Raw genomic sequence first — 19,570 nt, 5'->3', positions numbered from 1 at the left:
TCCGTACCCGGGACGGCGGCCCGCGGTGCCCGGCCCCCGGCGCAGCCGCCCGCGTCGTTTGGGCCGATGTCAGACCGAGGACCTAATCTGTCCACCGTGACTTCCCCTGCACCGACGGACAGTGTTCCGCCCCAGCTCAGCGCGGGGCCGCGCCCGGCGCCGGGCCCGGCCGCCGACGAGGGGCTGGCGCGCCGGCTGCGTGCGCTCGCCTGCACCGCGCCGCTGCACGACCTGGACGCACGCAAGGCCAACCTGGCCGGCGAGTACTCGGTGTACGGGATGGCCGAGGTGGCGCTGGCCGCCATCGACCTGGTCACGCTGAACATGGACTTCGACACGGGCGCCGACCACGAGCAGATCGTGGCCCGGCTGGTCCCGCGCATCGCCGCCCAGGCTCCGCACCGGCCCCCCGCCGAGCACGAACGCGTGGCCCGCTGGGTCCTGGAGAACCTGATCAACGTCGGCAGCGTCGACCGCGGCTTCCGCGCCGTCTACGGCACCTTCGCGCCCGACGGCACGTACGTCCGCCGTGACTACGACTTCAAGCTCGTCGAAGAGGTCCCCGGCCCCGGCGGCACGGTCTACCTGCGCACCACGGACGAGGCGGTCAACGTCCTGGTCGGTGCCCTCGACACGGACGTCACCAGCGCCCAGATCGCCGCCGAGGTCAAGCTGGAGGTGCTGATCAACCGCGGCCGGCTCGCCGACGCCCAGCTCGCCGCCGAGCAGGCGCGCTACCGCACGGTCCAGTACTCCGAGACGCTCCGCCGGGCCCTGGACGCCACCCGGCGCAACGTCCGCGCGGTCGACTGGCTCAACGCCGTCCCCGACATGATCACCGAGGCCCTGGACCACGTGGCGGAGCGCTACCGCCACGAGAACGCCATCCTCACCAACATCCGCAAGGCCCGCGACGAGACCGAGGACCCCGAGCACAAGCGCCGCGCCGCCGAGCTGGTCGACATCGTCAAGGACTGCATCCGGCGCCACACCCAGCTCCAGTCGCGCCTGCTGGAGGCGGGCCCGCTGTTCCGCGCCGAACAGGACCGGCAGGCCTTCGCCACACCGGCCACGACGTCCGGCACGGACCTCTACGGCCATCTCCTCGCCCCCACCCTGCCGCTGCCCCTGGAGCGGGCGATCCGGGTCACGGACGCGTTCTTCGCGCGCGGCACGGGACTGCGCACCCCGGTGTCCGTCCGCGTGGCGGACCTCGTCGACATACTGCTGACGCCGCCCGTGGAACGCGAGCACCTGGGCGCGGAGATGCCCGAGCCCGATCTGATCGCGACGCCGGACGACAGCCGGTTCAGCGACGAACAGCTGGCCGCGGCGACCGAACTGCTCGACCTGCCGGCGGACGCGCCACGCAGACTGTCGGGGCTGCTCGCCGAGGCCCGGCGGACGGGCGACCCCGATCTGGCCTATCTCGTCGCGCTGTTGGCCGTCCACGCGGCCAGTCCCGCCGTGGGCACCGCCTACCGGCAGGGCGAGCAGAAGCTGCTGTTCGCCGTCGACGACGGGACCGAGCTGGACGATCCCGAGTTCGGCGGCGCCGACCTGATCGTGGGCACCGCGCTGCTGGACGCGGCGGGTATGGCGGCGGACCGGACGGAAGCAGCATGAGCGAGCAAGAGCACGACAAGGAGCCGAACCCGTGACCGAGCACGTCGAGTGGAGTGAGCCCGAGCCTGCCGCGGCACCGGCCGGCTCCGCCGTCACCCCCGCCGACGCCGCCGACGCGGCGCGGCTCGTCGCCTTCGGACTGCAGCCGAAGCTGGCGCCCGCGCGCGACCAGGAGTACACGGAACTGCTGCGCCGCCACCGCGACGACCCCGCCTTCGCCCGGCTCGCGGACGCCGTCGCCGCCGGCCTCGGACTCGTCGTGCTGGAGGTGTCCCCGCGCGCGGGAATGGCCGTGACCGCCGCCGAGGACTCCGTCTTCGCCGTCCGCATGGGCGACTACGCGCGTCGCACCGCCGCCGACTCCGGCGACCGCTTCCTGCACGGACTCGCCCATCTCGCCGCCGCCGCGCTGGCGTTCCCGCGCCCCGAGGACCTGGCCGACGACTCCTACATCGGCCGGGTCACCGTCAACGGCGTCGACGCCTTCGTCCGGCAGGCCTGCCGCCGCCTGGAGGAGCGCGCCGCGCGGCAGGGCGAGAACACCGACCCGGCCACCGACGCCCCCGGTCTGGAGGCCGCCTGGCGCATCTGGGCCAGGCGCAGCGCCACCGGCGCCACCAAGGACGCCCGCCGGCCGGCCGCCTCCACCACCGGCATCGTGGCGAAGGCCCTGGCCTTCCTGACCGATTCGGGCTTCCTGCAGCGCACCGGCGACGACAGCGGCGGCACGTACCGCACCACCGCCCGCTACCAGCTCCAGGTCCGCGACATGGCCGGCGCCGCCGCCCTGGCCGAACTGCTGGAACTGGGCGTCGTCCCGGTCACCGACGGCACCGCCTCCCTGCTGCCCGCCGAGGACAGCGACGACCTGGACCTGGTGGCCGACGCCGGCCTGCCGTTCCACTCCTGAACCACCGCACCGTTCTCCAGACTTACGAGAGTCCGCCATGTACGAGCTGTCCCGGGTCCGCCTCTACTCCATCGGTCCCGCCGGTGCGCGCTACGCCGACACCGTGCTTGACCTGCGGGGCGTGGGCGAGCCCGTGCCCGACCCGGCGCCGACCCAGGCGGAGTTCTTCGCGGAGGAGCCGTCCGGCCCGCCGCGCCGGCCCGCACCCGCGGGCGTGCTGTTCCTGGAGAACGGCGGCGGCAAGTCCGTCCTGCTCAAGCTGATCTTCTCGGTGATGCTGCCGGGCCACCGCAACACCCTCGGCGGCGCCAGCTCCGGTGTGCTGCGCAAGTTCCTGCTCGCCGACGACTGCGGCCATGTGGCCCTGGAGTGGCAGCACGTACAGACCGGCGAGTGCGTGGTCGTCGGCAAGGTCAGCGAGTGGCGCGGACGGCAGGTCTCCAACGACCCGCGCAAGTTCGCCGAGGCCTGGTACTCCTTCCGGCCCGGCCCCGGCCTGAGCCTGGACAACCTGCCCGTCGCCGAGGCCACCGCCGTACGGCCGCCCGCCGAGGGCACGTCCGGCGCGCAGGGCCGCCGCCGCACCATGAAGGGCTTCCGCGACGCGCTCACGGAGGCGGGCAAGGCGTACCCGCACCTGGAGGTGCACTGGGAGGAGATCCACGACCGGTGGATCGAGCACCTCGGCGATCTCGGCCTCGACCCCGAACTCTTCCGCTACCAGCGCGAGATGAACGCCGACGAGGGCGAGGCGGCCGGTCTCTTCGCGGTCAAGAAGGACTCCGACTTCACCGACCTGCTGCTGCGCGCCGTCACCGACACCCGCGACACCGACGGCCTCGCCGACCTGGTCAGCGGCTTCGGCAACAAGCTGGGCCGGCGTGCCGAGCTGATCGCCGAGCGGGACTTCACCGCCGGCTCGGTCGACCTGCTCGGCCGGATCGTCGAGGCGGCGGAGACGCGTTCACGCGCGCGTGACGTCCACGCGGGCGCCGAGCGCCGTACCCGTACGCTGGCCCGGCGGCTGACCGCGCGGGCCGTGCGGGAGCGGGTCCGCGCCGCCGACCTCGCCCAGCGGGTGACGGCCGCCGCGTACGCCGTCACGCACTCCGAGGGCGCCCGCGAGCGCAGCGCCCTGATCGCCGCCGAACTCGCCTACCGGCACGCCTCGCTGGCCCTCGCCGCCGCCGAGAAGTCCGCCGCCGCGCAGAAGCGCGAGCTGGCCGACGCCCGCACCCTGCACTCCGCCTGGCAGGCCGCCGAGGTCGTACTGCGCCACCGTGCCGCCGCCGACCGCGTCGCACGCGTGTCCGCCGCCATCCAGGAGGCCGAACGGGACGCGGCCCCCGCACTCGCCGCCCGCGCCAAGGCCGCCATGGACCTCGTACGCGCCCTGCACGCCGCCGCCGAGAGCGCCGAGACCCTCGCCAACGAGGAGGAAGAGCGTTCCGCCGCCCTCCAGGACGTCAGCGACTGCGCCTACCGGGACTCCACCTCCGCCGCCACCGAGGCACAGCGGGCCCGCAGCGAGGCCGGGCACCTGCGCCAGCGGCTCGCCGAGGTCGAACAGGAGACCGCCGAGGCGGTCCGCGCGGGCTGGCTGGACGACAGCGCCCCGGACGCCGACCCGGCCCGGGCCGCGCTCGCCGCCAGCGACGCCGAGAAGACCGCGGTGGCCGCCTGGGACACGGCCCGCGAGGCCGCCCGCAAGGCCACCGAGCACGCGCGCGAGGCCGCCTCCGCGGAGTCCCGCGCGGAGCTGACGGCGGCCCGCGCGGCCGACGCGGCGACGGCGGCCGAGCGGGCCCACCAGGCCGAGCGGCGCCTCGCCGAGGCCCTGGCCGCCGAGGAGCGCCTGGCGGAACTGCTGAGCCTGCCGGGCGCACCCGGTGCGGCCCGCGTGCCCGGCCCCCGGACGGGAGCGGACGACGGCACCCCGGCCCCCGAGGGCACTCCCCGCTCCGTCGGCGAGGGCGCCCTCGGACCCGAGGAACTCGACCGTTTCGCCGACGAGCTGCGCGAACTCCTCGACGACGCCGTGTCCACCGCCGAACGGCACCTGTTCGACCTGCGGACGGCCGCCGCCGACGACTCCCGGATCCTCGGCGCCCTCGGTGACGGCGGACTGCTGCCGCCCGGCCCGGACGTACTGGCCACCGTGGAGTTCCTCGGCGAGCACGGCATCCCGGCACTGCCCGGCTGGCGCTACCTCGCGCAGGCCGTCGACCCGGCCGACCACGCGCGCGTGCTCGCCGCCCGCCCCGAACTGGTCGACGGCGTGATCATCACCGACCCGGCCTCGCACGCGCGTGCCCGCGAGGCCCTCGGTGACGCCGCCCTGCTGCCGCGCTCCGCGGTCGCCGTCGGCACCGCCGCCGCACTGCTCGCCCCGCCCCCCGCCGCCGACGCCACCCCGGGTGACGTGTTCCTGGTGCCGCCGAACCCGGCCATGCACGACGAGCACGCCGCCGACGAGGAACGGCAGGCACTGCGCGCGCGGGCCGGCGCGCGCGACGAGGAGATCCGCTCCCTCGCCGCCCGCCTCGGCAAGGACCGCGAACTGGCGGCGCGGCTCGCCTCCTGGCGCACCGGCTGCCCCGCCGGGCGCCTCACCGAGCTGGCCCGGGCCGCGGCGGAGACCCGCGCGTTCGCCGAGGAGGCCGAGGCCGAACTCGCCGAGGCGCGGACCGTGCGCGCCGAGGCCGACGAGGTCGCGGCCGAGGCCGCACAGATCCGCGACGAGCGCCAGGAGAGCGCGCAGAAGGCCCGGCGCGCCGCCGACGCCCTCGCCGGCCTCGCCTTCCGGCTGCGCGAGCGCGCCGGCTGGCAGGTGAAACTGCGCGAACTCGCCGACGAGACCGCCGAGTCCGAGGCCCGCGCCCAGTCGTGCCTGGAGCGCGCCCGCGCCGCCGACGAGGACCGCCGCGGCGCCCAGCGGGCCGCCGACGACGCCCGCCGTACCGCGCGCGCCCTGCGCGCCGAGCGCTCCGAGATCGCCGGCGCCCCCGACGACGTACCCGCCTCGGACACCGATGCCCCGAAGTCGTCCCTGCCCGCCCTGCGCGAGGCGTACCGGGCCGCCTCACAGGTGTACGAGAAGGTCGGCGTCGGCGCCGACCTGCGCGCCGAGCAGGCCCGCGCGGAGAGCGACGAGAGCGCCGCCCGCGCCGAACTGGACCGGCTCAGCAACAAGGTCCGCACCCGCGCCGAGCAGCTGCTGCAGTCCCCCGACGGCTCCGACGGGCCCTCCCGGCAGGCCGCCGCCGCGCGCGCGGAGGAGCTGGTGCAGCTCCTGGAGACCCGCATGTCGACCGCGAGCGAACAGCTCGGCCGGCTGCGCGGCGAGGCGGAGCGGCACGCGCCCGAGGGCGGCGACACGCACACCGGACTGCCCGAGGAACTCCTGCCGCGCGACGCCGAGCACGCCCAGGTGCTGCTGCGCACCGCCACGGCGGAACTCGCCGCCCGTACCGGGGCGCTGGCGGAGGCCCGCGAGGCGCACGCGGAGCTGCTGGACGCCCACCGCGCCGCCGAGGACGCGGCCGGCGGCTTCGACGAGATCGCCGCGATGCTCCGCGACCTGCTGCGCGAGCACGGCCCCGAGGAGGAGCAGGAGGAGCCGGAGCCCTACCCGGGCACCCTGGAGGAGGCCCGGCACTCCGCCGCGGAGGCCCGCCGCTCACTGCGCGGCTGCGCCGCCGACCTGTCCGCCGCCGAGGCGGCCGTGCGCGAGGCGAGCGACGTCCTCGTCCGGCACGCCAACTCCACGCGCTACGAGCAGGTCCGTACCCCGGCCCGGCAGCAGATCCGCGAACTGCCCGCCTCCGCGCTGCCCGAGCACGCCCAGAAGTGGGCGGACGCCTTCGCGCCCCGGCTGCGCGTCCTGACGGACGAGCTGGCCCAGCTGGAGCGCAACCGGGACTCGATCGTGGACCGGCTGCGCGGCCTCGTGGAGACGTCCCTGGCGACCCTGAGGTCCGCTCAGCGGCTCTCCCGGCTGCCGGAGGGGCTCGGGGAGTGGTCCGGGCAGGAGTTCCTGCGCATCCGCTTCGAGGAGCCCGACCAGGCGACGCTCACCGAACGGCTCGGCGAGGTCATCGACGAGGCCACCCGCGCGGCCGTGCGGAAGAACTCCGACCTGCGCCGTGACGGCATGTCCCTGCTGCTGCGGGGCGTGGCCGCGGCCCTCCAGCCCAAGGGCGTGGCCGTCGAGATCCTCAAGCCCGACGCCGTCCTGCGCGCCGAACGCGTCCCCGTCGGCCAGATGGGCGATGTCTTCTCGGGCGGCCAGCTGCTCACCGCCGCCATCGCCCTGTACTGCACGATGGCCGCGCTGCGGTCGAACGACCGGGGCCGGGACAAGCACCGGCACGCCGGCACCCTGTTCCTGGACAATCCGATCGGCCGCGCCAACGCGACGTACCTGCTGGAGCTCCAGCGGGCCGTGTCCGACGCGCTGGGCGTGCAGCTGCTGTACACCACCGGGCTGTTCGACACCACCGCGCTGGCCGAGTTCCCGCTGGTCATCCGGCTGCGCAATGACGCCGACCTCAGGGCGGGCCTGAAGTACATCAGCGTGGAGGAGCACCTGCGGCCCGGCCTGCCCCAGCAGCCCCAGGCCGGGGAAACGGTGCGCAGCGAGATCACGGCGACCCGGATGTTCAGGAAGCCGGCGCCGAGCGTCCCGTAGGGGGCGCGGGGACGGCGCGGGCGGCCGCCACCGGCCGGCCGCGCCGCCCCACGCCTTTTCGGTACCGGGCCGTCAGGCGTCGGCTTTCAGGAGGTCCGCGCACTTCTCGCCGATCATCATCGTCGTGATGCACGGATTGACCGCGATCAGGTCCGGCATCACCGAACCGTCGGCGACCCGCAGCCCCTCTATCCCCTTGACCCGCAGCCGCGGGTCGAGAGGGGCCGAGGGGTCGCTCTCGGCGCCCATCTTCACCGTGCAGGAAGGGTGGTAGACGGTGTTGTGCGTCCTGCGGATGTAGTCCAGCAACTCGTCGTCCGTGGCGACGTCCGGCCCCGGCGCCAGCTCGGCGCCCGCCCAGCCGCTCAGCGCGGGCTGTGCGGCGATCCTCCGCGCGAGCCTCAGCCCGTAGGTCATCACCCGCACGTCGTGCTCGTGGGTGAAGTACCGCGGATCCACCTCGGGCTTGTCCCGGTAGTCCCGCGTCCGCAGCCGTACCGTGCCGCGCGACCTCGCCTTCGTCACGTTGGGCGTCAGGCAGAAGGCGTTCTCGGAGGTCGGGTAGCCCCAGCGCGCGGTGTTCATGTCGAACGGCACGGACCCGTAGTGGAACATCAGGTCGGGCCGGTCCAGGCCGGGTTCGGTGTCGTAGAAGATGCCCGCCTCCCACCACTGGCTGGACGTGGTGGGCATGGGCTGCCGGGCCTCCCACATGATCACGCCCTCCGGGTGGTCCTGGAGGTTCCCGCCGACGCCGGGGGAGTCCGCCACCACCTCGATGCCGGTCTCGCGCAGATGGGCGGCCGGGCCGATGCCGGACAGCATCAGCAGCTTGGGTGAGTCGATCGAGCCGCACGAGACGATCACCTCGCGCCGGGCCCGTACCGTGCGCGTGTGCACCAGACCGGGGTCCAGGTACTCGGCGCCGGCGCACCGCCGCCCCTCCAGCACCAGCTTCTTGGCCCGCACCCCGGTGCGGACGTCGAGGTTCGCCCGCCTGCCCAGCACCGGGTGCAGGTAGGCCACGGACGAGGACTGGCGGATGTTGTTCTCGTCGGAGTTGATCTGGAACCAGTTGGCCCCGCGCACCACCGTCCTCCCGGTGTTGAACGGGACCGTCGGTATGCCGGCCTGCGCACACGCCTCCAGCAGGGCGGCGCCGCACGGGTCCCCGCCCTTGAGCGTGCGCAGCCGCACCGGACCGGTGCGGCCGTGGTGGTCGCCGGGCGCGTCGTTGTTCTCCAGCCGGCGGTAGAGCGGGAACAGGTCGGCGGCGCTCCAGCCCGTGCACCCCCGGGCCGCCCAGTCGTCCAGGTCCTCCGCGGGCGCCCAGAAGGCGATGCAGGAGTTGTGCGACGAGCAGCCGCCCAGCACCTTCGCGCGCGCGTGCCGCAGGAAACTGTTGCCGGCGGGCTGCGGCTCGACCGGGTAGTCCCAGTCGTAGCCGGACTCCAGCAGCCCCATCCAGCGCTCCAGCCGGAGGACGTCGTCGTCGCCGACGTCGCTCGGGCCCGCCTCCAGCACGCACACCGTCACCGAGGGGTCCTCGGAGAGCCGGGCGGCCACGACGTTGCCGGCGGTGCCGCCACCGACCACGACGTAGTCGAACTCGTCGGCGTTCACGCGACCTCCCGAGCAGTGGACGAGGACTCCAGACGGTGTTCGGCGAGCACGCCGGTGCGGTGCCGCTGGACGAGCCAGTAGTAGCCGAAGCCGCCGCCCGCGATGACCGCGACGAAGAGGACCGCGCCCCAGCGCAGGTACCAGTGGTACGGCGCGGACGCGTTGTAGACCGAGGCGCGCGGCCAGATGAGGTTGACGGTCATGGCCGCGCCCCACACCACCGCGACGATGTTGACGAGCAGCCCCCAGCGGCCCAGCGAGAACCTGCCCTCGCCCGCGGGCTGCCACCTGCCGCGCAGCCGGGCCACCAGCATCGGCGCGGTGACGCCCAGGTAGGCGAGGTAGATCATGATGATGCCGATGCTGGTGACGACCGTGATGATCTGCGGCTGGCGGATGTTGACCACGAGGATGGCCAGCGCCAGCACCCCGATGATCACGGCCGGCAGTACGGGGGTCTGGAAACGGGGGCTGACCCGGGCCATCAGCGCGGACGCGGGCAGGTTGTTGTCCCGGGCCATCGCGAACGCCAGCCGGATCGCGGCGGTGTGCACGGCCAGCGCGCAGACCGTGACGGCGATGAGCACGCACCACAGCATCGCCTTGCCGGCCGTGGGGCCGAGCACGTCGAGCACGACGTACTGCAGGCCGTCCGTGGACAGCTTGTCGCCCTTGAGGCTGGACACGCTCATCAGCGCCAGCAGGAGCACCAGGCCGCCCAGCACGAACGAGGCGACGATCGCCCGGATGATCGCGCGCGGGGCGTTCCGGGAGGGGTCCAGGGACTCCTCGCCGAGCGAGGCGGCGGTGTCGAAGCCGTACATGACGTACGCCGACGCCAGTGAGGCCACCAGGAAGGCGCCCAGGTACCCCGTCGAGTGCCCCGATCCGGTGTGGTTCGTCTGCATGACGACGTGCGGACCACGGGTGATGTGGACGGCGAAGAGAGTGATCAGTACAACGGTCGCGATCAACTCGATGAACACACCCGCCGTGTTGATGGTGGCCATCAGCTTGACGCCGAACGCGTTGACCAGCGTCGTGAACAGGATCAACACGGCGGCCAGGACGACCGCGTTGGTCGCCACGTCGTACGTGCCCGTGCCGTCCCCCACGAACTGGAACACGGACGAGATCTGCGGCAGCGTCAGCTGATAGGCCAGCGCGACCGCCGAGATGGACACGATGGACGCGATCAACATCATCCACCCGGCGAGCCAGCCGAGATGCGGGTTGCCGACCTTCTTGGACCAGTTGTAGACCGAGCCGGCCACGGGATAGCGGGCGGCCAGCTCCGCGAAGCACAGGGCCACCGCGAACTGGCCGGCGAACACCATCGGCCACGACCACCAGTAGGCCGGACCGCCGCTGCCGTAGCCGAAGTAGAACAGCTGGAAGGTGCCGGTGAGGATCGAGATGTAGCTGATCCCGGCGGCGAAGGTGTGGAAGTTCCCGAGGGTGCGCTTGAGTTCGGGTCTGTAGCCGAACTCGGCGAGTTCGGTGTCGTCGTCGCGGTGCGGTCCTGGCGATTGCTCGGTGGTCGTCATGAGCGGACTCCTCTGGCTGTCAGTCGAACCAGCCCTGCGGTGCCGGCGCCGTGTTGCGCCAGATGTGTTTCGTCTCGCGGTACTCGGCGAGCCCCGCCGGCCCGAGTTCACGCCCGAACCCGGACTGCTTGTACCCACCCCACTCGGCCTGCGGCACGTACGGGTGGTAGTCGTTGATCCAGACCGTGCCGAGCCGCAGCCGGCCCGCCACCCGCGCGGCCCGGGCCTCGTCGGCGGTCCACACGGCGCCCGCGAGGCCGTAGACGGTGTCGTCGGCGAGCCGGACGGCCTCCTCCTCGGTGGTGAACCGTTCGACGGTCAGCACCGGCCCGAAGGACTCCTCCCGCACGACGGACATGCCGCCCGTGCACTCGTCCAGGACGGTCGGCAGATAGTAGAAGCCCTCGTCGTAGCCGGGGCCGGAGGGGCGGGCACCGCCGCAGCGCAGCACCGCGCCCTCCGCGAGCCCCCGCGCCACGTAGGCCTCGACCTTGGCCCTGTGGGCCGCCGAGATCAGCGGACCGGTCCGCGCGCGTTCGTCGAACGGCCCGCCCGGCCGGATCAGCCGTGCCCGCCGTACGACCTCGTCAACGAACCGGTCGTGCAGGGCGTCCTCGACCAGCAGCCGGGCCCCGGCCGAGCAGACCTGCCCGGAGTGCAGGAACACCGCCGTCAGCGCCATGTCGACGGCCGCCTCGAAGCCGGCGTCGGCGAAGACGATGTTCGGGTTCTTCCCGCCGAGTTCGAGGGCGACCTTCTTCACCGTGCCGGCCGCCGCCGCCATCAGCCGGCGGCCGGTCTCCAGCCCGCCGGTGAAGGAGACCAGGTCGACGTCCGGATGGTCGGCGAGCGGGGCGCCCGCCTCCGGGCCGGCGCCCAGCACCAGGTTGGCCACGCCCGGCGGCAGCCCCGCCTCGGCCAGCAGCCGGACCAGGTGGATCGCGGTGTGCGGGGTCAGCTCGCTGGGCTTGAGCACGAACGTGTCGCCGGCCGCGAGCGCGGGCGCGACCTTCCACGCGGTCTGCAGCAGCGGGTAGTTCCAGGGGGTGATCAGGGCGCACACGCCGACCGGCTCGTACACCACCCGGCTGTCGACGTCCGCCCGCCCGGTGTCGATCACCCGCCCGGTCTCGCTCGCGACCAGCCGCCCGAAGTAGCGGAAGCAGTCGACGACGTCGTCGATGTCGTACGCGCTCTCCACCAGCCGCTTGCCCGTGTCCAGGGACTCGGCGCGGGCCAGCGCGTCCTTGTCCCGGGCCAGGAGGCCGGCGACCCGCTGCAGCAGCTCACCGCGCCCGGCGGCCGGCGTACGTGGCCAGGGCCCGGTGTCGAAGGCGCGCCGGGCCGCCGCGACGGCCTCCACGGTGTCCTTTCCGCCGGCCTCGTCCACGACCCCGACCAGGGAGCCGTCGGCCGGACAGCGGATCTCGCGGGTGCGCTCGTCCAGGGCGCCGCGCCATGTGCCGTCGATGAAGAGGTCAGGCACGGCTCTCTCCCAGCGAGGTCAGCAGCCACTCGTGGAAGATGCCGATGTGGTGCTCGTTCGGGACCAGCACCCCGCCCCCGCGGTACGCGCGCGAGGACATCGCCGGCTGGGTGCGTTCGCACGCCTCGAAGTCCTGGACGTTGACCCGGTGGAACAGCTCCACGGACTTCGACACGTCCGCGCCCGAGGCCACCACCTCCGGTGCGTACAGCCAGTCGCACTCCACCAGCGTGCGGTCCTCGGCGAGCGGGAACATGCGGTGCAGGATGACGTGGTCGGGGACGAGGTTGACGAACACGGCCGGCTTGACCGTGATCGCGTAGTAGCGGCGGTCCTGGCCGGCGGTCACGTCGGGGAGCCTGGCGAACCCCGCGCTGCCGTCCACGGTGAAGCCCTCGATCCCCTCGCCGAACTCCGCGCCGTGCCCGACGTAGTACTGGGCCGCGTAGCCGTCGGCGAACTCTGGCAGCACCTCGGTGAGTTCGGGGTGGATCGTCGCGCAGTGGTAGCACTCCATGAAGTTCTCGACGATCAGCTTCCAGTTGGCCTTCACGTCGTAGGTGACGCGCCTGCCGAGGGCCAGCCGCTCGGTGCCGTAGTGCGCGATGGCGGCGGCGTCGCCGAGCCGTTCCACGGCCGCGTGCATCACGGTGTCCTCGAAGGAGGGCGGTTCGTCGGCGAGGCACACCCAGGCATAGCCCAGCCATTCACGCAGGGCCACCTTGATCAGCCCGTACTCGACGCGATCAATGTCGGGCATCTTGATCAAGTTGGGCGCGGCGATCAACTTGCCGTCAAGGTCGTACGTCCATGCGTGATACGGGCACTGCAGGCTGCGCCGCACCTCGCCGGCCTCCTCGGTGCACAGTCGCGCTCCTCGATGCCGGCACACGTTGAGGAAGGCGCGCAGTTCGCCGGTACGGGTCCGCGTGACGATGACGTTCTCGCGGCCCACCTGGACCGTGCGGAAGGCACCCGGCCTGTCCAGGTCGGCGCTGCGCACCGCGCAGCACCAGAGGGACTCGAAGAGCTTCTCCTGCTCCTGCCGGAAGACCTCCGGGTCGGTGTAGTAGCGGCCGGGAAGCGTCGCGATGAGACTGGGGGAGACGGGGCTCGGGGAGGTCGGGGTCGTCGTCACGGGCGGGCTCCTCGGGCGGGCGCGGCGGCGAGGCGGGCGGGATCGAACAGGCCGATCGGATGCGCGGTGGAACCGGTCAGTGCCAGGTCGGCCAGGATCTCGCCGACGACCGGCACGAACTTGAACCCGTGCCCGGAGAAACCGCAGGCGACGGTCACCGACTCCGGGTGCGCGGGGTGCCGGGTGATCACGAAGTGCTCGTCCGGTGTGTTGGAGTACATGCAGGTGGCGGCCTTGAGGAAGGTGCCGGGCAGATCCGGGACGCAGCGGGACATGTGCTCCGCCATGGCCTGGATCTCGTGCTCGTGCACCGTCCGGTCGATGCTCTCCGGCGTCGTCTCCCGCCCCTTGCGGAAGAAGGCGACCTTGGCGCCCTGTCCGGGGCCGTCGATGGCCGGGAAGCCGTAGACCTGGACGCCGGCCGCGTCCTCCCAGATGTAGACCGGGTGGTGCGCGGGCCGGAACCGCTCGGTGCCGCCCTTCGGCCGGAACCAGTACATGACCTGCCGTTCGATGGTGAACGGCACTCCGAGGCCGGTGAGCAGCCGTGGTGCCCACGCCCCGGGACAGACCACCAGCCGGGCGGCGGTGTAGGTGTTCTCGGCCGTGTGCACGCGCACCCCGTCGCGGTACGGCTCCCAGCGCACCATCGGCTCCTCGAAGTGCAGGTCCGCACCCTGCCGGGTGGCCAGCTGGAGGTGTGCGGCGACCATGTTCTCGGGACGGACCAGGCCCGCCTTCGCCTCGTACAGGGCGACTTCGCCGTCGTCCGGGGCGAGTGTGGGGAAGCGGCGGCGGATCTCCTTCGCGTCCAGCACCTCGTGGGGCAGGTCCCACTGCCTCGCCGAGCGCAGTGCGCCGGAGACGGTCCGGGAGTCCGGCGGGCCCACCATCACGCCACCGCAGAGGACGGCGATGTCCCGGCCGGTGGCCCGTTCCAGCTCCTCGTACAGCTCGTAGGCGCGCAGCAGCAGCGGCACGTACGCGGGGTCCTCGAAGTACGACTGCCGGGTGATCCGCGAACCGCCGTGGCTGGAGCCGCGGTTGTGGACCGGGCCGAACTTCTCCAGGCCGAGGACGCGGGCGCCGCGCGCGGACAGGTGGTGGGCGGCGGCGCTGCCCATGCCGCCGAGTCCGATGACGATGACGTCGTAAGACGGTGACAAGGAGGCCTCCTAGCGACGGATGCGGATCATCCCGGGGTCGAACAGCGGCTCGTCGGCGACCGTGGCCGGGACCTTCTCGCCGAAGTACTCGATGTGCACGGCCGTACCGGTGGGCAGGCCGGCCGGAAGCCAGGCGTAGGCGACGCAACGGCCCAGCGTGTAGCCGTACGACGCGCTGGTCACGTAGCCGGCCGGGGCGCCGTCGGCGAAGACGGGCTCCTTGCCGAGGACCACGGCGGACGGGTCGTCCAGGAGCAGCGGGGTGAGCCGCCTGGAGGGCTCTCCGGCACGTTCCAGCGCCGCCTTGCCGACGAAGTCCTCCTTGTCCATGCGGACCGCGAAGCCGAGGCCCGCCTCGAAGGGGGTGTGCTCGTCGGTCATGTCGGCACCCCAGGCCCGGTAACCCTTCTCCAGCCGCAGGGAGTTGAAGGCGGAGCGGCCCGCGGCGACCACGCCGAGCCCCTGCCCGGCCTCCCACAGCGTGTCCCAGAGCCTGAGGCCCAGGTCGGCCGTGGTGTACAGCTCCCAGCCCAGCTCCCCGACGTAGCTCAGGCGCATCGCCGTCACCGGCACGTGCCCGAGATACGTCTGCCTGGCCCGGAAGTAGCCGAACCCCTGGTGGGAGAAGTCGTCACCGGTCAGGGGCTGGACGAGGGCGCGGGCGAGCGGGCCCCAGACGCCGATGCAGCAGGTGCCCGAGGTGATGTCACGGATCCGCACCCCCTCGGGCGCGTGCCGCAGGAGCAGGTCCAGGTCGGCGGGGGAGTTGGCGCCGACCTGGAACCGGTCGGGGGCGAGGCGCGCGACCGTGAGATCGGAGCGGATGCCCCCGGTCTCGTCCAGCAGCAGCGTGTAGGTGACCGCGCCGGGTTTCCTGCGGAGGTTGTTGCTGGTCATCCGGTCGAGGAAGGCGAGGGCACCGGGACCGGTGACCTCCAGGCGGCGCAGCGGGGTCATGTCGTACAGGGCGACCTTCTCACGGGTGGCCTTCGCCTCCGCGGCGGCGACGGGGGACCAGTAGCGCGCCGACCAGGCGTCACGCTCGGGCAGGCCGCCGAGGGCGTCCACGAGCGGGGCGTTCGCCTCGTACCAGTGCGGGCGCTCCCAGCCGCCGCCCTCCAGGAAGAAGGCGCCGAGCTGCTGCTGGCGGGCGTAGAAGGGGCTGACGCGCAGAGGGCGCGGCTGCTCCATCGGCTGGAGGGGATGGAGAACGTCGTACACCTCCACGAACTGCTGTGAACCGCGCTCACGGGTGTACGCGGGTGAACGCTGCGCCTCCTCGAACCGCGTGAGGTCGCACTCGTGCACGTCGACGGACGGCCGTCCGTCGACCATCCACTCGGCCACCGCCTTCGCCACCCCGGCCGAATGCGTGACCCAGACCGCCTCCGCGAGCCAGAAGCCCCGCAGCCGCCGCGCCTCGCCGAGCACCGGCATACCGTCCGGGGTGAACGAGAAGACCCCGTTGAACCCGGCCTCGATCTCCGTCCCGCGCAGGGCCGGCAGCAGCCGGCGGCAGTCCTCCCAGCTCGGTTCCCAGTCCTCGGCCGTGAAGGGGCGGGAGGACGGCATCTCCATGCCCCGGGCGCGGGCCTCGTCGTACGCCGGGACCGCGAACGGGTCGACGGGCAACGGCCGGTGCGCGTACGAACCGATCCCGATGCGGTCGGTGTGCTCGCGGAAGTACAGGTCACGGTCCTGGAAGCGGAGGATGGGGAGGGACGCCTCGGCCGTGGCGCCGCTCAGCTCGGGCAGGGGCCGCGTCTTCGCGTACTGGTGGGCGAGTGGCTGCAGCGGTACGTCGAGGCCGGCCAGGCGGCCGATGACAGGCCCCCAGAAACCGGCCGCGGACACGACGTGGTCGGCCGGGAAGGCGCCCCGGTCGGTGACGACCGCGGTGACCCGGCCGTCCTGCCGCTCGATGCCGGTGACCGTGTGCCGCTCCAGGAAGCGGGCGCCGCGCGCGGTGGCGCGGTCCATCTGGGCGCGGGCCGCGAGGAGGGCCCGGGCGAGGCCGTCGTCCGGGGTGTGGAAGCCGCCGAGAACGACCGAGCCGTCCAGCAGCGGCCACAGCTCCTTGCACCTGGCCGTGCTCACGACCTCGCCGCGGATGCCCCAGGACGCCGCGTAGCCGGCCCTGCGGTGCAGATCTGCCAGGCGCTCGGGGGTCGTCGCGAGTTCCAGGCCGCCGACCTGGTGGAAACAGGAGACGCCGTCGACTTCGAGGGAGCGGAACTTCTCGACGGTGTACCTGGCGAACTGCGTGAGGGTCCTGGACGGACTGGTCTGGAAGACGAGCCCGGGCGCGTGCGAGGTGGAGCCGCCCGGGGCGGGCAGGGGGCCCTGTTCGAGGACGGTGACGTCCGTCCAGCCACGGGCGGTCAGCTCGTCGGCCAGGGAGCAGCCGACGATTCCGGCGCCGATCACGACGACGCGGGGACCACGAGGCGGGTCCGCGGGCGGACGGGAGTGGTCTTCCGGGGCGTGCCCGCGCGGTTCGGGGGTGCGGGAGTGGTTTCCCGGGGTGCGGAGGTGGTCCTCCGGCGGGCGAGGACGGTCTTCGGGTGTGCTGGACATGCCCCTCCTCGTGGTGGCGGGGATGGCAGGTGCGGGGGAGCCGCCCGGACGGCGGGGTGTGCGGCCGTTCGGCGGCGACCGTCGCGTCCCGGCCGTGGCCGGTGCGGACGACGGTGGCACCCGGCAGGGTCAGCGGCCGGATGCGGAGGGACGCCCCGACGGCGGTCCGGTCGGGGTACGGGCGGCGGCCGGTGGCGCCGGGGCCGTCGTGGCAGAGTGTGTCCCCGGTGACGACGATGTCCCCGGTGACGAGGGTGTCCCCGGTGACGAGGGCGTCGAGGAACGCGGCGTACGGGAAGCGGCCCGTTCGGTGCGTCTGCTCCCGGGCACGCTCACAGGACCACCACCGAGCGGAGCACCTCACCGCGGTGCATCTTGCCGAACGCCTCCTCCACCTGGTCCAGGGCGATCGTCTCGGACACGAACGCGTTGAGGTCGAGCAGGCCGTAGAGGTACTGGTCGATCAGGAACGGGAAGTCCCGGCTCGGCAGGCAGTCGCCGTACCAGGAGGACTTGACTGCGCCGCCGCGTGAGAACACGTCGATCAGCGGGAGCTCGACCTTCATCTCGGGCGCGGGGACACCGACCTGGACCAGCAGGCCCGCGTGGTCACGCATGTAGAAGGCCTGCAGGAACGTCTCGGGACGGCCCACCGCGTCGATCGCGATGTCCACGCCGTGTCCGTCGGTCAGCTCCCGGACGGCCTCGACCGGGTCGGTGCCCCGGGAGTTGACGGTGTGCGTGGCGCCGAACTTCTCCGCCTGGTCCAGCTTCCTGTCGTCGATGTCGACGGCGATCACCTTCATGGCGCCGTTCAGGCAGGCGCCCGCGATGGCCGCGTTGCCGACGCCCCCGCAGCCGATGACGGCCACCGAGTCGCCGCGGCCGACACCGCCGGTGTTCACCGCCGCGCCGTAACCGGCCATCACCCCGCAGCCGATGAGACCGGCCGCCTCCGGACGCGCGGCAGGGTCGATCTTCACCGCCTGGCCCGCCGCGACCAGCGTCTTCTCGGCGAAGGCCCCGATGCCGAGGGCGCTGGTGAGCGGGGTGCCGTCCGGCAGCGTCATGGGCTGTGCGGCGTTGCGGGAGTCGAAGCAGTACCAGGGCCGGCCGCGCCGGCAGGAACGGCAACTGCCGCACGGCGCGCGCCAGGCCAGTACGACGTAGTCGCCGGGCTTGAGGTCGGTGACCCCCGGGCCGGTCGCCGCGACCGTACCGGCCGCCTCGTGACCCAGCAGGAACGGGAAGTCGTCGGTGATCGCGCCGTCCCGGTAGTGGAGATCCGTGTGGCACACCCCGCAGGCCTGCACGTCGACGAGCACCTCACCGGGCCCCGGATCGGGGACGACGATCGTCCGCACCTCCACGGGTGCGCCCTTCTTCACAGCGACTACGGCACGGACCTCGTGGGGCACGACAAGCTCCTCTGCTGTTGCGCATTACACGATGGGTTGCGTGATGGGGAACATACTGAGAACGGCGTCACGGGGCCGTCAAGGGGCGCGCGTTAACCCTTGGCAAAGGGAAGCCGGGGGGCGAAACCTCTCGGACACACGACGGCGCGGGACCGGGAACGCCCCGGTCCCGCGCCGCGGTCCCACCGGGTTCCCGGTGCGGCGGGAGGCGTTGAGGGGGCCGCGGTCCGGTCCGTGCGGGCCGCGGCCCCGGTCAGAAGCCGTACCCCATGCGCCGGGACAGCTCGGCGCCCGCCGCCACCGTCCGCTTGGCCACCTCGGGCAGCCGGTCGGCGTTGAGCCGGTACACCGGCCCCGAGACGCTGATCGCCGCGATCACCTTGCCGTCGTGCGAGCGCACCGGCGCGGCGACGGCGGCGAGCCCCAGCTCCAGCTCCTCGACCGTGACGCCGTACCCCTGCTGGACCACGGCCTCCAGCTCGGCGCGCAGCATTCCCGCGCCGGTGACCGTGCGGTCCGTGAACCGCGGCAACGACCGCGCCAGCAGGCCCTCGCGCAGGGTCGGCGGCATGTGCGCGAGGAGCACCTTGCCGCTGGAGGTGGCGTGCAGCGGGGTGCGTCTGCCCAGCCAGTTCTGCGCGGTCACGGACGCGGTGCCGCGGGCCTGCATGATGTTGACCGCCGCGTCGTCGTCGAGCACGGCGATGTTGACCGTCTCGCCCAGCTCGTCGGCGACCTCCCGGCAGACCGGGACGCCCTCCTGGGAGATGTCCAGGCGCACTGCCGCCGCCCCCGCCAGCCGCAGTACGCCGGCCCCCAGGTAGTACTTCCCGCGGTCCTTGGCCTGGGCCACCAGACCGCGGTTCTCCAGGACGCCGAGCAGCCGGAACGCCGTGGACTTGTGGACGTCCAGCTCCTCGGCGATCTCGGTGACGCCCGCCTCCCCGTGCCGTGCGAGGATCTCCAGCACGCTCACGGCGCGGTCCACCGACTGCACCGCGCTGGCCGTCCCGCTGCCGTTTCGCCTCTCCGGGGTCCCCGGGCTCCGCGTGTTCTCCTCGCCGTGGTCAGACTGCTTCTGCGTGCGGGTCATGGCTCAACTCTCACCACCTGCCGGCCCGGTTCGGGCCGCATCTGCGGGAAGCCCTTGACGCGACGGTCGTCCCGCGCGGATTCTGTTGCGCATAGCGCTAGCTCGTGCGCCATGCGAAACATCATGTTACCGAAGCGTCCGGATCCCGGAAGGGTGACGGACCGCCCGGACCGATGACGGTCCGTCACTCCCTTGCCGCTTCACCCGGGCCGGACCGCCATGGGTCCGGGCTCCCGGCAGCATCCCTGACGCCTGCATCGAGCAGGTCCCGGACCGAGTGTCCCGGACCGAGAGGG

At 73.1% G+C, this 19,570-nt stretch carries 11 protein-coding genes; 3 read left to right on the top strand and 8 right to left on the bottom strand.

Annotated features, from left to right (window positions below; genetic code table 11):
- Positions 1 to 96 precede the first annotated feature (96 nt).
- From AB0B40_RS19955 to AB0B40_RS19945, 3 genes are read left to right on the top strand one after another with little or no spacing between them, the layout of a single operon-like run.
- Positions 97 to 1,626 (top strand): hypothetical protein, encoded by a 1,530-nt coding sequence (locus tag AB0B40_RS19955; protein ID WP_345056385.1) that lies wholly within the window; start codon positions 97 to 99, stop codon positions 1,624 to 1,626.
- Positions 1,627 to 1,657: 31 nt separating this feature from the next.
- Complete coding sequence (locus AB0B40_RS19950; protein WP_345056383.1) at positions 1,658 to 2,536, top strand: hypothetical protein; 879 nt, start codon at positions 1,658 to 1,660, stop codon at positions 2,534 to 2,536.
- 37 nt (positions 2,537 to 2,573) lie between these two features.
- Positions 2,574 to 7,226: a hypothetical protein gene (locus AB0B40_RS19945; RefSeq protein ID WP_362264770.1), complete on the top strand. Its 4,653-nt coding sequence runs from the start codon at positions 2,574 to 2,576 to the stop codon at positions 7,224 to 7,226.
- A 72-nt stretch (positions 7,227 to 7,298) separates the two neighbouring features.
- On the opposite strand, the gene AB0B40_RS19940 is transcribed toward AB0B40_RS19945, so the two are convergent.
- The 8 genes from AB0B40_RS19940 to AB0B40_RS19905 form a co-directional block, all read right to left on the bottom strand.
- Positions 7,299 to 8,849, bottom strand: a complete 1,551-nt coding sequence (locus AB0B40_RS19940) for a GMC family oxidoreductase N-terminal domain-containing protein (RefSeq protein WP_345059024.1) — start codon at positions 8,847 to 8,849, stop codon at positions 7,299 to 7,301.
- Positions 8,846 to 10,396 carry an amino acid permease gene (locus tag AB0B40_RS19935; protein WP_362264767.1) on the bottom strand — a complete coding sequence of 517 codons (1,551 nt, stop codon included), beginning with the start codon at positions 10,394 to 10,396 and terminating at the stop codon, positions 8,846 to 8,848. Before AB0B40_RS19935 ends, AB0B40_RS19940 begins: the two co-directional genes overlap by 4 nt.
- A 19-nt stretch (positions 10,397 to 10,415) precedes the next feature.
- Positions 10,416 to 11,882, bottom strand: a complete 1,467-nt coding sequence (locus AB0B40_RS19930; protein ID WP_362264765.1) for an aldehyde dehydrogenase family protein — start codon at positions 11,880 to 11,882, stop codon at positions 10,416 to 10,418.
- Positions 11,875 to 13,020 carry an aromatic ring-hydroxylating dioxygenase subunit alpha gene (locus tag AB0B40_RS19925; protein ID WP_362264764.1) on the bottom strand — a complete coding sequence of 382 codons (1,146 nt, stop codon included), beginning with the start codon at positions 13,018 to 13,020 and terminating at the stop codon, positions 11,875 to 11,877. Before AB0B40_RS19925 ends, AB0B40_RS19930 begins: the two co-directional genes overlap by 8 nt.
- Positions 13,017 to 14,186, bottom strand: coding sequence for an N-methyl-L-tryptophan oxidase (gene solA / locus AB0B40_RS19920; RefSeq protein WP_362264762.1), 1,170 nt, complete (start codon positions 14,184 to 14,186; stop codon positions 13,017 to 13,019). The genes AB0B40_RS19925 and solA overlap by 4 nt, the downstream gene beginning before the upstream one ends.
- 9 nt (positions 14,187 to 14,195) lie before the next feature.
- Complete coding sequence (locus AB0B40_RS19915; RefSeq protein WP_362264759.1) at positions 14,196 to 16,763, bottom strand: FAD-dependent oxidoreductase; 2,568 nt, start codon at positions 16,761 to 16,763, stop codon at positions 14,196 to 14,198.
- Between the two features lie 332 nt (positions 16,764 to 17,095).
- Positions 17,096 to 18,181: an S-(hydroxymethyl)mycothiol dehydrogenase gene (locus AB0B40_RS19910; RefSeq protein ID WP_362264757.1), complete on the bottom strand. Its 1,086-nt coding sequence runs from the start codon at positions 18,179 to 18,181 to the stop codon at positions 17,096 to 17,098.
- Positions 18,182 to 18,434: 253 nt separating this feature from the next.
- The gene (locus AB0B40_RS19905; protein ID WP_345059028.1) at positions 18,435 to 19,178 is read right to left on the bottom strand and encodes an IclR family transcriptional regulator; all 744 of its coding nucleotides are present in this window, start codon (positions 19,176 to 19,178) and stop codon (positions 18,435 to 18,437) included.
- Between the last annotated feature and the right edge of the window lie 392 nt (positions 19,179 to 19,570).

The sequence above is a fragment of the Streptomyces sp. NPDC042638 genome, assembly GCF_040647235.1.
GTDB lineage: Bacteria > Actinomycetota > Actinomycetes > Streptomycetales > Streptomycetaceae > Streptomyces > Streptomyces rameus.
The sequence above is the reverse complement of the archived record's forward strand: the minus strand, read 5'-3'. Positions and strand labels throughout refer to the sequence as shown.